Here is a 12921-nt window from a genome sequence, read left to right on the forward strand (position 1 = left end):
AATATTTTCATTATTTGTCATTTTTTGTGATGTGTTTTTCAGTGATCTCGGACGGTTCTTTTGACATCTTCACAATGAACCTGATTTGATAATAGAGGTTCCACCCTTTAATTTATGATAAATTTTCCTCGTATTTACGTAGCTCTTGTTCTGGTCCTAGCTTTGCCAGTAGTTCTTGTATCCGCCCCTCTGGCAAGATCATATCTGGACACAGCTCCGCCAAGGGAACCAGTACAAAGGCCCTTTCCGTTAGTCGGGGGTGGGGTATCTGCAAGTCCGGCAGGTCTATTTTTTCTTCTCCATACAGCAAAATATCCAAATCAAGGGTCCTGGGCCCCCATTTGACGGTACGAATACGGCCCAGGGCCTGCTCTATTTCCTGTAGCACCTGCAACAATTCCAGTGGTGACAGGCTGGTCTCTAATTCCACTACGGTATTTAAAAACCAATCCTGCTCTGGATTGCCCCAGGGGGCGGTTTCGTATAATGAAGCCGTTTTGCAAGACTGAATACCAGGATGATTGGATAACTGCTGTAAAGCCTGTCGCAAAGTATCTTCCCGATTGCCAAGGTTGCTGCCCAGGCCAAGATAAGCTCGTGTCATTTTACCAATCCCTTTCCTCAGATAAAGTACAGCGGGCTGATGTGCACATCAGCCCTTACAAATTTGTGTGTTTTGTAGATTCATGCTTTTATCGGTCCCTTTCTCGGGTAATTTCTACAGCCATATAGTCAAAGCAGCCTTGAATAGGAGCACCGGGTTTTTTCACCTTTACCACCACTTCTTCCACCAGTGGATATTGCTCTAGTACCTGTTGGCTGATCCTCTCTGCCAGGGCTTCCAATAAACGAAAAGGTTGGCCTATTACCACAGCTTCCACCGTTTTAAAAACATCGGCATAGCTAATGCTTAAAGTTAGATCATCCCGCTGCCCAGCAGGCTGTAAATCCAGCACTAGCTCCAAATCTACTTCGAACCTTTGTCCCAACCGACGCTCTTCGTCTAGCACCCCGTGGTAACCAAAAAAGTGCATCCCCTTAAGTAAAATCTTGTCTTTCTTATTCTTCATGTTTAGGCCCCCTTAGAATGGCATCGCTCATGCGTGCCACCCGCACGATTTCTTTCACATCATGCACCCGTACTATATCTGCTCCACTGGCAATACCCAAAGCCACGGTAGCTCCAGTACCTTCCAGCCGCTGATCTACCGGCAGCTGCAGGGTCTTGGCAATCACTGACTTACGAGAGGTACCCAGTAGAATGGGATAACCCAGTACAGTCAGTTCCTTTAACCGACGGAGAACCTCCAGATTTTGTTCGTAGGTCTTAGCAAACCCGATACCGGGGTCTATAATAATGTTCTCTTGGGAAATACCCGCTTGCTGAGCTATTTCTATACTCTGACGGAGGAAGGCCGTCAGCTCCAGCATGACATCTTGGTACTCTGTATCTTGTCCATTATGCATCAACATCACTGGAGCCTGATACTCTGCTACTACCTGGGCCAGCCCTTGGTCAGCCCGCAGAGCCCATTGGTCATTAATGATGTGCGCTCCCCGCTCTAAGGCCTCCCTAGCCACGGTGGCCCGCCAGGTATCTACACTAATCGGCACATTTACCCTTTGCACCAGCTTTTCCAATACTGGCAATATCCGCCGCTGCTCCTCTTCGATACTGACTTCCAAATGACCCGGCCGAGTGGATATTCCCCCTAAATCAATAATATCCGCCCCATCCTCCACCATTTGCAGGGCGTGCTCCACAGCCGCTGCTGGGTCCAGATAGCGCCCACCATCCGAGAAAGAATCCGGTGTGGTATTTAAAATACCCATCACCAGGGTACGCCTTCCCAGTTCCAATTCCCGTCCCCGGCAATTCAACTGGCGGAGCCGTGGCCCAGCTAGATTAGCTAAAGCTGCTTCTATTCTAGTAGCTAGCTTGGCCAATCCAAAGGGCTGCATTTTTAGTTTATCAATAAAGACCCGGTACTGGTTCAAGGTTGCCATAAGAAGCATATCACTGGTTTCTACCGAATGATTAATCACTCCCCGGGCTACTGCTGCATCGCCTCCCCGGGCTAACAGTTCTTGTTTAATAATATTCGCCTGGGTGGGACTCATTCCAGAAAGCTTTATCACTTTATGTACCGCCTTGGGAGCCATTCTTGACCAGCCCCCTGGGTCGGAGCCCACCGCCTGAATCTCTCTACGGGCTTGTTCTATGGTATCAATATATTTCACACCAATTTCTATGGGCATGTTCTCACCTCTCTGTGCAATCCTGAAAATTTCATGACTTAGTATAACACAAAAGATCGTTAATTTTTTGCCCAGAATAGTGGCAACCTATAGAGGGCGAAGATCATGAAACAGTGTAAAGGTTAATTATAGACAACAGGGGGACACTATATGAATCTTGAAAATGGTATTATGCTTATCTCCGCCGTAATCACATTATTATTACTCATTTTTGCAGTGGATTGGCAATATTTTCGTGACTGGGTAACGGTTTTCTTTTTTAAATCCTTTTTGGATTTGCTTGGGGGCTCCTATGTCGTTGAAGATTATTTAATTGAATATCCTGTAAGACTCTTCCCAAAGGAATACGATACCAGCCTGTTATTTGAAATTTGGGTGTTCCCTGTTTTGTGCATCCTCTACAACCAGGTTACCAGAAACCGGGGCATATGGCCGATTATTTATTACGCCTTTCTTTTCAGTGCCGGTATTACAGTAATAGAAGTTCCCCTTGAGATATATACCGATCTAATCGAATATCTAAATTGGCACTGGTATACAACATTCTTCACGTTAGCCATTGCCTTTCTACTATCCCGGGCCTTTCTGGGCTTCTTCCGCTGGGGTTGTCATTATTTTTCCCTTCGCTCTTTTCGTTAGAAGCTCTGCCCTTCAGGGACACTCTGTTTTTAGATGTTTATACTCTGAAAGTGTTAAGGCTTGCTTATACCCTTTAGGGTAAAGCAAGCCTTTGGCTTTCATTTTGCTAAAGTTATTTTATCACAAAAAATAAGCCCGTAGCCTGGGCCAATATGTGATCTTCCCGCGTAATGGTACATTCAGTGGACAGTAGCGTGTTACCCTGATGTACAACGACCCCCTGGGCAATAATTTTTTCCCCCAGATTGCCCGGAGCTAAAAAATTCATATTCAAATTAACAGTCACTCCCACTCTACCTAATGTCCGTACCGCCACCCCCATAGCGATATCGGCCATGGTCGATAACACACCCCCGTGCAAAGTGCCATGGGGATTAAGATGTTTGGCGGTAACGGTAACTTCTAGGGCGGCTCTGCCTGATTCCTGCTCCATGTGCGTAACTTCAATGTCCAGGGCCCGGGCAAAGGGATTATTATTGGCAAATTCCATCATTTGTTTGGTTTCTATATCTATCAAAAGCCTAACTCCTCTTGTCTAGTTCTGATAATATCTCATTCATACTACCGCTGCGAAATCCTGATAAATCCAGGGTGACCGCGGTAAAACCCAATTCCTTCAACCTAGAAGAAACTTCCTCCAACCTGCTTAACAAATAGCTAAACTGTTCCTTGGCAATTTCCAGCCTTGCCTCCTGTTGGTAATGGCGCACCCGCAGGGGTGTAAAACCCTGCTTTTTTAAATACTCTTCAGCAGCTTCCACCCGCCTAAGTTTTTCCTCAGTAATCTTTTGGCCATAGGGTATCCGTGTGGCCAAACAAGGAGAAGATGGCTTATTCCAGGTCGGTAGTGCCAACTGTCGGGATAATTCTCGAATCTCCGACTTAGTGAAACCTACTTCCTGTAACGGACTGCGAATACCCAATTCTTGCACGGCCCTCATACCTGGGCGAAAATCCCCCAGATCATCAACATTAGAACCATCCAATAGCCAAGGAACATCTTCCTGCAAAGCAATTTCTTTGAGTTGAGAAAATCGTAGAAATTTACAATGATAGCACTTTTGCGGCGTGTTCTCGGTAAATTCCAACAGCTGCATTTCCCTGGAATCTACAACCAAATGTTTTACACCTAATCCTTTGGCCAGTTCTTTAGCTTCCTGTATTTCTAAATGGGTGGAGGTAGGTGAGACTGCCGTGACAGCTAACACCTGGTCACCAAGCTCCTTTACTGCCACCGCTAACAATAAAGCACTATCCGTCCCCCCAGAGAACGCCACCAACACACTACCGCAATCCTGTAATATATTTTTTAGACGCTCATACTTCCCTGTAAGCAACCTGTTTTAACCTCCCAAAATTCCACAACAGCGGGCTGAGCAGAGCCCAGCCCCTACGATGCAGCATCGATCCATTGTGCAACAAACCCACCATTTACGCATGTTTGTGCTCATGATTACGGCAATGACCCTGTTCATGATGCACTCTTTGTCCTTGCACATGTTGATAAAGGTGTTGACAAGGCTCCTCTTCCCCCAACATTACACGTAAAAGATTGGGTATTTGTGTTTCTCTGTCTCCGGCTCCATAACCCACAGCCTTCAGAATCATGCCTGGCATAGGTCCAAAACCCTTGGCTAAATATTTTACCATCACCGCTCCGGTGGGAGTAACTAATTCTACTGCCGGACCGGCACTGTAAATCGGGGTATCTAACAGGATCTCTGCTGTAGCCGGTGCAGGTACCGGCATTACGCCATGGGCACAATGTAGAGTGCCACTGCCCACATTCAAAGGAGAGCAGTATACTTGCTCTACCTTTAATCTTTGCAAACCAATTAATGTACCCACAATGTCAATAATAGAATCTACTGCACCTACTTCATGGAAATGAACATTTTCTGGAACTTTTCCATGAATTTTGCCTTCCGCCTCAGCTAATAAATGAAAAATATTTTTGGCATCTTGTTTAACGGATTCTGATAACCGGCTGTTATCAAGGATCTGCAAAATATCCTTCAAATGACGGTGGGGTTGATCTCCGGTAATTGTTACATCAACTTTCATACCGCTAATGCCGCGACGGGTTACTCTTTGGGCTGTTATTTCATACCCAGACAGGCCTAAACTTAGGAGTTCTTGTTTTAACGTATCCAGGGATACACCCAGGTCGACCAAAGCTCCCAGTAACATATCCCCGCTGATACCGGCGAAACAATCGAGATAAGCTATTTTCATCATTTATCACCTACCAATCTATTTATCAGGCTAGCGGCATAGCCAGCTCCAAAACCATTATCGATGTTTACCACGGTAACACCCGAAGCGCAACTATTTAGCATGCCCAGCAGGGCCGCCAAACCATGAAAACTGGCACCATAGCCCACACTGGTAGGCACCGCAATAACGGGCTTAGACACCAACCCTCCCACCACGCTGGGCAGGGCCCCTTCCATTCCTGCCACCACAATAATGGTATTGGCCTGGTGAAGCTTATGGACTTGATCCAGCAGGCGGTGAATTCCAGCTACTCCGGTATCGTAAATTCTTTCTACCCGATTTCCCATCAATTCGCTGGTCAAGGCTGCTTCCTCCGCTACAGGCAAATCTGCTGTTCCAGCACTGCAAACACAAACCAGACCCTGTTGTGGTGTGTTAATTTGTCTACGATAGATCATTCTGGCCAAAGGGTGATATTGGGCTTCCGGAACCAGCTCTTGACTGGCTTTGAACATTTCCTCGCTGGCTCTGGTGGCAATAATATTAGCATTGCTGGCATTGGCTAACTTCTGAAAAATTTCGGCCACTTGTGGGGTAGTTTTCCCCTGGCAAAAGATTACCTCTGGAAAGCCCTTCCTAAGATGTCGGTGATGATCTATCTTGGCATACCCTAAATCATCGTAAGGCAATTGTTTTAATTGCTCCAGTGCATCGTTAACCTGTATTTGCCCGGTCCGGACACCTTCTAATAAAGAGCGTACTTCTTGCGGCCCCAAAATATTCCCTCCTAATCACTGCCAACCATATCAGTCTAGGATTTACTATTCATCCTTTATTATACTTTTTTTTATTCTTACTTTGTAGCAATAACCTTACGATGAAAGTTGTTTAGTAATAAAAAAAGGACCGATATCAACCGATCCCTTACGGGTTACAACTAAAAGTTTTTGGAATATTTAATGGCTAAGGCCATTAAGACTTCCTGGTCTTTTTCTCTAATCTGGATAAATTTAAAGCCTGCATTTAAAATATTATCCATGTATTTTAGCCATACTAATTCAGTTGGCAGTGAAAAAGTCTTTTTTTCTATTTGAAAATCTACCCAATAGAATTTTTCATTCTGAAGCATTGCCTCAAATTCCGGAGTAACATATACCCGCAATCCCCCTGCGGAAAAGTTAAACAGTTCTGTGGTTATTTTATATTTGCTTTCACTGGTAAACAGCACTTTGGTGGAGTATTTACTCCTAACAAAATATCGCCTTTGCTCCCGCACAAATTCCTTCGGTATGGACAAACCATATACCTTTCCATGGGTTATACCAATCTCCGCCACCTTGGTTTCGGCACTATAAAACCCATCTGAGTAGGAAAAACCGATATCAACAGTTTCAGCCTTTTCCAGCATCAATATCTGCCCATCTTTACGAGGGAGATTTAACCAGACGATATTATTTTCCACTGCCGAAATTTGGGTCTCTACCACCTCTTTACCCGGTACCCTGAGCCAAATCTTTTTATTTCCTCTGGCATATAAATCCCAAAACTGCAAACCCACCAACCCCCTCGTGCCTTTTCGTTACCCTTCTTATTTATTATTAATCGGCAATTCTCCTTCTACCTAAATACTATGTAGCATATAACTATTTATAATGAGGCAAAGGACCCATCTCTTAAAAGCAGAGGTAGGTCCTTTGTCCTATTTTTTAGCCCTCTTAATATTCATTGGGCAGCTGATCAAGCTGCGCCTTCGTAAACACAGGGCCATCCTTGCAAACATACTTGCTGCCTACATTGCAGCGACCACACATACCAATACCGCACTTCATTCTGTTTTCTAAACTCATGATGATGCGGTCCGGGGTAAAGCCACACTCTACCAGCACCGGCATGGTGAATTTAATCATCACCGGCGGTCCGCAGATAATGGCGTAGTCGGTCTTGGGTGCCACTTCTTTGGTTACGGTGGGAATAAAGCCCACACGGCCATTCCAACCCTCTACTTCTCGGTCAATGGTGGTAATGAGGTTGATGTCGCTTCTCGCATCCCAGGCAGCCAGTTCATCTTTGTAGAGTAACAGGCCGGGGTTACGGGCACCGTAGATAACGGTTAAATCACCATAATCCCCACGGTTAGCCGGGTCCAGGATGTATTGAATGGTAGAGCGCAGGGTGGTGAAGGCAAAGCCACCGCCGATGATGGTTAGGCTCTTACCTTTAAGCTGCTCCAATGGATAGCTGTTACCCAAGGGTCCTCTCACACCTACGATGGTTCCTTCTTCCAGCATGTGCAGAGCATTGGAGACTACACCTACTTTGGCCACGGAGAATTTCAGAATACCTTTCTCGGTGGGGGAGGAGGCGATGCCAAAGGGGGCTTCCCCTTTGCCATAGACCATCAGTTCCGCAAATTGCCCAGGCTCATATTGGAAGCTCTCGGCATCTTGTTCGTTCAGATATTCTAACGTAAAGGTGTGTATGAGTTTGTCTGATGTCTCGGTGAAGTTTTTCACCAGTTTCATCGGCAGCGGTAGATAGGGGTTTCTCATCTCGTTTTTAACCTCGCTTCCGCTAGTCCAATGCCCGGACATCGGCCAATGCTTGGCGAATATCCAGGTTTACAGGACAGTTTTTGATGCACCTACCGCAGCCTACGCAGGCGGTGGCGTTGTAACGATCTACAAAGTAGTTGAATTTGTGCATGAGTCTTTGTCTCCAGCGGGCTTTCCCGCCAGTTCTCGGGTTGTGCCCGGAGCCGTGCAGGGTAAAGAGCGGGAACATGCAGGCATCCCAGTTTCTTACCCGACAGCCATCACAGTCTTTGGCTTCGTCTGCGATGTCAAAGCAGTGGCAGGTGGGGCACAGGTAGGTGCAAGCGCCACAGCCAATGCATTTTTCGTGGAGGCTTTCCCAGAAGGGGTGTTCGAACATGCCACCCAGTTTTTCGGCTAGGCCTTCGATGTTGATGCTGCCATCAGCTGTTACTTCTGCCTGTAGTTTGGCGGCAGCCGCTTTTTGTTCTGCACCGGCTTCTGCCAGGCTAAGTTTTGCCAGCAGTTCTTTGCCTTTGTCGCTAATGCCTTCTATTACGTAGGCTTCACCAAGGTCGGTCAGGAAGATGTCGCTGCCTTCTTTGGCAAAGGGACCACAGCCAACGCTGCTGCAGAAGCAGGTGGCGGCAGGCTGGGCACAGCCCAGTCCTACGATGATGGTGTTGGCACGGCGGGTCAGGTAGTAGACGTCGGTGTATTGGTCGTTTTGGAAGACGTTGTCTAAGAGTACCAGGGATTTAACGTCGCAGGGACGCATACCAAATACTACGGTGGCTTCTTTGTCAACGTTGTCTTGCATCCTGATTCCTTCAGCACTTATGGTGTAGTTGAAGAGTTCTTCGGACTGAGGGAAAAGGATTTCTTTGCCGGGCTTTTTGGTGTTGGCATCGTCCAGGCAGGCCTGTTCTCCGTTTTTAATGGCGGCATATTGCAGCATGCCGTCTTTTTTTACCGGAGCAATGACCCGGTAGGTTTCTGCCAGTTGGGTTAGTAGGTTAGCAATTTCATTTTTGCTTACGATCATCCTTTTTCACCTCACTTCTATAGCATGAAGTCTTCTTTGTCTTCGAATTGGTGGACGTTTAGGGCCGGTGGGTCGTTTAGGTTGACACCGGCTTCGGCTCCAAAGAGTCCTTTCACGTCTTTGACCATTTTACGGTTTAAGAGGGAGAGTTTAATGCCCATCGGGCAGGCTCTCTCGCAAGCACCACAGTCGACGCAGCGGCCGGCTAGGTGCAGTACTCTGACGGTTTGGAAGAGGGCATTGTCGTCTACGCTCTGGGCACCTTTACCAATCCAGGCTGGGGCTCCGCAGTCGACAAAGCATTCGCTGCAGTAGCACATCGGACAAGCTTGGCGACAGGCGTAGCAACGGATGCATTTTTCCATTTCTTTGGCGATAAAGGCGTTTCTTTCTGCTGCGCTTAAGGCTTCGAAGGCTGCAATATCATCATAATTAGCTTCTTTGGCCGGCAGGGCTTCACCAATGAGTTCGTCAAAGATGACGGGGGTGTTGTATTGACAGGTTTTGCAGGAGCCAAACATAACATCGGCTTTGGCCAGGGTTTTTTCAAAGTTTTTACCCTTTAGGCTGAGTTCGGCACCTTGATCGGTTACTTCCAGGATGTCTTGACAGCCGATGGCCTGGCAGATTTGTTTACGGTCTACCATGCCTTCGCACGGTACGCCAATGATGGTTAGGTTTTCTCTGTTGATTTGGCCTTCTTTGATCAGCGCAACAATGGCTCTGACGTCGCAGCCTTTCGCTATGACGGCTACTTTGTCAGTACGTTTTCTTACGAAGTTGGCCAGGTTGTTTTCGCAGGTGGCACTCCAAATGAGGTTTTCTGCTTGTTCAGGGGTTCTCGCAAAGTAGGGGGTGCTGCGGAGGGGCAGGGTTCCCTGGGCAAAGCCCACCACCAGGTCTACTTTTTGGTCTGCCAGTAATTGCTTGGCCACTTCTCTAATTTTTTCGGTTGTGTTCATTCCCTCTCACCTCACTCTGCTTTGCGAAATAGCCCGGTGTTCGGGCCCATATCTTTTACTTTTCCGGTCAAGTCTGTTATCACTTCGGCAAATCTTGCCCCTTCGGACGCTGATACCCAGGTGAAGTTGACTCTGTCTTGGTCTACTCCCATGTAGTTTAGTAGGTTTTTCATCAGCGCGAATTTACGGCGGGCCACCAGATTGCCACTAACATAGTGGCAGTCGCCGGGGTGTCAGCCAGAGGTTAGGATGGCATCGGCACCGGATCTCAGGGCTCCGATGATAAAGAGCGGGTTGATGCGTCCGGAGCAGGGTACTCTTACTACGCGCAGGTTCGGGGGGTATTGCAGTCGGCCTACCCCTGCCAGGTCTGCCCCGGCGTAGCTGCACCAGTTGCATAGAAACGCGACGATTTTGGGTTCGGACATGTTCTTCCCTCCTAGCAGCTATTAGCCATTTTGCAGTGGCTTTGAGCTGTCTTGTTTGCTTTGGTTAGGTTAGGTTTGTATATCTGTAAGGTTGGAACCTTTGTTGCTAGGGTTAGTTTGGCTTTAGTGCCTGGATGATGGTGCTAGCCTGGCAAGGTGTTATCTGGTTGGAGTAAGGATAACACCTTGCCTCCGTTAGGCTATTACCAAGCCACCGCTTGTACCATGGCCATGATTTGTTCGTTGCTGCAGCCTTTTACGTTGATGGCACCGCAACGGCAGGAGGAGGAGCAGGCGCCGCAGCCTTTGCATAGGGCCGGGTTGATGTCAGCGGCGATGTTGCCTCTTTCGTCGGTTACCAGGTTGGCTGCTTTGGCCGGGCAGACTTCTACGCAGACGCCGCAGGCCATGCATTTCCGTTTGTTCACGATGGCAGCTTTACCATCGGTCTCAATGTTTTCTTTCGCCAGGGCCGTTGCTGCACGTCCGGCAGCTGCTTTGGCCTGGGCAATGTTTTCTTCCAGGTTTTTGGGCCCGTGGGCCAAGCCGCACATGAAGACGCCATCGGTGCTAAAGTCTACGGGTCTTAGTTTGAGGTGGGCTTCCAGGAAGAAGCCTTCCGCATTCACCGGTACTTTGAATAGTTTGCCAAGGCCGGTGTTGTCGTTTGGTACGACGGCGCTGGCCAAGCCGATGATGTCCGCGTAGATTTCGATGGGACGGTTTAGTACGTGGTCTATCACGGTTACTTTGGTACCGCTGGCGGTGTTTTCTACTACCGGTTTGGCATCTACGCTGTAGCGAATAAAGATAATCCCTTTGCGGCGGGCTTCGGTGTAGAGGTCTTCGAAGTAGCCGTAGGTTCTAATGTCGCGATACAGGATGAAGACGCTGGCAGTGGGTTTTTGCTCTTTCACTTTTAGGGCCAGTTTGACGGATTTGGTACAGCAAATCCGGCTGCAGTAGGGGTGCTCGTCATCCCGACTGCCTACGCATTGGATGAATACGTAGTTGTTGGAGTTTTTGAGTTTGCCTTCGGCCAGCATACCTTCTATTTCCAGTAGGGTTTTTACCCGGGTGTTGTGGCCATAGAGGTATTCTTCTGGTTTGTATTCTTGTGCACCGGTGGCAATGATCGCCACGCCGTGTTTGATGGTTTCTCCATTGGTGAGTTTGGTTTCGTAGTTGCCTAGGAAGCCTTGTACATCTTCTATTTGTGTGTTGGTGTAGATGTTGATTTTTTCATGGGTTGTGATTTGGTCAATTAGTTGGTTGAGGTAGCTTTGGATGTCTTCGCCACCCATGCCGTAGCGGATGCGTTTGGCAATGCCGCCGAGAGCTTCTGCTTTTTCTACGATGCTGACTTGGTAGCCTTGGTCTGCTAGGTTAAGGGCGGCATTTAGGCCCGCCACTCCTCCTCCAATGACCAGTGCGTCGTGGTTCATGGGCAGGGTGATGGGTTGTACCGGTTCTAGCAGGGCTGCTTTTTTAACGGCCATTTTGACCAGGTCTCTAGCTTTTTCGGTGGCTTTTTCCGGTTCGTTTTGGTGTACCCAGGAGCAGTGGTCACGAATGTTGGCCATTTCAAAGAGGTGGGGGTTGAGGCCTGCCTCTTTAAGGGTTTCTTGGAACATCGGTTCGTGGGTACGGGGGCTACAGGAGGCCACGACAATGCGGTTTAGTCCGTTTTGTTCGATGGCTTCTTTTATTTGGGCGCTGGCATCTTGGGAGCAAGCGTAGAGTTTGTCGGTGGCATAGACTACTCCCGGTAGGGTTTTAGCATATTCTGCTACTCCCGGTACGTCTACTACGCTGCCGATGTTAATACCACAGTGGCAAACGAATACACCGGTGCGTACCAGTTCGCCAGCCAGGTCTTTTTGGGCTGGGTATTCTTTTACTTTGCTTAGGCTGCCTTTAGCTTCGGCCAGCAGTTTTTGGATTTCACCCGCGGCTGCACTTGCTTGCATAACGGTCTCGGGGATGTCACGGGGGCCGCTAAAGGCACCGGCTACATAGATCCCCGGTTTGTTGGTGGCAACTCCGGTCAGCTCAGGTACGTCTGCAAAGTTGTATTGGTTTAGTTCAACTCCCAGGTTATTAGCCAGTTCTACGGCTTTTTTGTTGGGTTCCAGACCCACGGAGAGTACAATCATGTCGTATTCTTCGCTAATGACGGTGCCGTCTTCCAGGGCGTAGCGCAGAAGAATGTTGTCGTTTTCTCCAGGATCGCAGCCGTAGACGCGGCTTCTCACGAAGTTGACGCCTTGTTGGTTTTTAGCTCGTTCGTAGTATTTTTCAAATTCTTTGCCGTAGGTCCGCATGTCCATGTAGAAGATGCTGGCATTTAGGTCGTAGGGGGCGTGTTCTTTGGCAATGACGGATTGTTTGATGGCGTACATGCAGCATACTGAGGAGCAGTAGCCATGGTTGATCCGGCAGTTCCGGGAGCCCACGCATTGGATCCAGGCAATTTTTTGGGGTTCTTTGTGATCGCTCGGGCGTACCAGGTGTCCACCAAAGGGACCGGAAGCACTGAGGATCCGTTCGAATTCCAGGGAGGTGACAACGTTTTTCAGTTTGCCGTATTGGTAGAGTTCCAGTTGGCCTGGATCGAAGGTTTCAAAACCGGGTACCAGCAGGACGGAACCCACTTCGATGGTTTGTTCTTCATCCACCATGTGGTGGTTGATCGCTCCGGCTTGGCACACTTTGAGGCATTTGCCGCAGAGTTTTTCATTGGCTAGGTTTTTGAATTTGAGGCATTTGTTGTTGTCAATGGCATAGGCATTGGGGAAGGCTTGGGCATAGAGTTTGGAAATGGCTTTCCGTTTGCCTAG

At 48.2% G+C, this 12921-nt stretch carries 14 protein-coding genes; 1 reads left to right on the forward strand and 13 read right to left on the reverse strand.

Going from position 1 to position 12921, the window contains the following annotated elements; all coding sequences use genetic code 11:
* Positions 1–112: 112 nt before the first annotated feature.
* The 3 genes from folK to folP all read right to left on the reverse strand — a co-directional run bounded on the left by folK (position 113) and on the right by folP (position 2259).
* The gene (gene folK, locus BUA78_RS19260) at positions 113–604 is read right to left on the reverse strand and encodes a 2-amino-4-hydroxy-6-hydroxymethyldihydropteridine diphosphokinase (RefSeq protein ID WP_072917798.1); all 492 of its coding nucleotides are present in this window, start codon (positions 602–604) and stop codon (positions 113–115) included.
* 88 nt (positions 605–692) lie between these two features.
* Positions 693–1070: a dihydroneopterin aldolase gene (folB, locus tag BUA78_RS19265; RefSeq protein ID WP_072917799.1), complete on the reverse strand. Its 378-nt coding sequence runs from the start codon at positions 1068–1070 to the stop codon at positions 693–695.
* Positions 1060–2259 (reverse strand): dihydropteroate synthase, encoded by a 1200-nt coding sequence (gene folP, locus BUA78_RS19270; RefSeq protein ID WP_072917801.1) that lies wholly within the window; start codon positions 2257–2259, stop codon positions 1060–1062. The genes folB and folP overlap by 11 nt, the downstream gene beginning before the upstream one ends.
* A gap of 150 nt (positions 2260–2409) precedes the next feature.
* Between folP and BUA78_RS19275 the strand changes: the two genes are divergently transcribed.
* Positions 2410–2898 carry a CBO0543 family protein gene (locus BUA78_RS19275; RefSeq protein ID WP_072917802.1) on the forward strand — a complete coding sequence of 163 codons (489 nt, stop codon included), beginning with the start codon at positions 2410–2412 and terminating at the stop codon, positions 2896–2898.
* A 112-nt stretch (positions 2899–3010) separates the two neighbouring features.
* Here the strand turns inward: BUA78_RS19275 and BUA78_RS19280 are convergent, their stop codons facing one another.
* From BUA78_RS19280 to BUA78_RS19325, 10 genes are all read right to left on the reverse strand, one after another.
* Complete coding sequence (locus BUA78_RS19280) at positions 3011–3415, reverse strand: PaaI family thioesterase (RefSeq protein ID WP_238456888.1); 405 nt, start codon at positions 3413–3415, stop codon at positions 3011–3013.
* A 4-nt stretch (positions 3416–3419) separates the two neighbouring features.
* Entirely contained in the window at positions 3420–4235 is an 816-nt protein-coding gene (gene larE, locus BUA78_RS19285; protein ID WP_072917804.1) for an ATP-dependent sacrificial sulfur transferase LarE, read from the reverse strand.
* A 94-nt stretch (positions 4236–4329) separates the two neighbouring features.
* Positions 4330–5136, reverse strand: coding sequence for a nickel pincer cofactor biosynthesis protein LarC (gene larC / locus BUA78_RS19290; RefSeq protein ID WP_238456889.1), 807 nt, complete (start codon positions 5134–5136; stop codon positions 4330–4332).
* Complete coding sequence (gene larB, locus BUA78_RS19295) at positions 5133–5891, reverse strand: nickel pincer cofactor biosynthesis protein LarB (protein ID WP_072917807.1); 759 nt, start codon at positions 5889–5891, stop codon at positions 5133–5135. Before larB ends, larC begins: the two co-directional genes overlap by 4 nt.
* A 161-nt stretch (positions 5892–6052) precedes the next feature.
* A complete protein-coding gene (locus BUA78_RS19300; RefSeq protein ID WP_072917808.1) occupies positions 6053–6667 on the reverse strand; it encodes a PilZ domain-containing protein in 615 nt (204 codons plus the stop codon).
* Between the two features lie 163 nt (positions 6668–6830).
* Positions 6831–7664, reverse strand: a complete 834-nt coding sequence (locus BUA78_RS19305) for an FAD/NAD(P)-binding protein (RefSeq protein WP_072917809.1) — start codon at positions 7662–7664, stop codon at positions 6831–6833.
* Between the two features lie 22 nt (positions 7665–7686).
* Entirely contained in the window at positions 7687–8691 is a 1005-nt protein-coding gene (locus BUA78_RS19310; protein WP_072917811.1) for a 4Fe-4S dicluster domain-containing protein, read from the reverse strand.
* Between the two features lie 17 nt (positions 8692–8708).
* Positions 8709–9653 carry a 4Fe-4S dicluster domain-containing protein gene (locus tag BUA78_RS19315; RefSeq protein WP_072917812.1) on the reverse strand — a complete coding sequence of 315 codons (945 nt, stop codon included), beginning with the start codon at positions 9651–9653 and terminating at the stop codon, positions 8709–8711.
* 11 nt (positions 9654–9664) lie between these two features.
* Positions 9665–10081, reverse strand: a complete 417-nt coding sequence (locus BUA78_RS19320; protein WP_175549089.1) for a hydrogenase iron-sulfur subunit — start codon at positions 10079–10081, stop codon at positions 9665–9667.
* Positions 10082–10284: 203 nt separating this feature from the next.
* Positions 10285–12921 (reverse strand): FAD-dependent oxidoreductase (locus BUA78_RS19325; protein WP_072917814.1); only part of this gene is annotated, 2637 nt, incomplete at its 5' end.

Source organism: Desulforamulus aeronauticus DSM 10349 (genome assembly GCF_900142375.1).
Lineage (GTDB): Bacteria > Bacillota > Desulfotomaculia > Desulfotomaculales > Desulfotomaculaceae > Desulfotomaculum > Desulfotomaculum aeronauticum.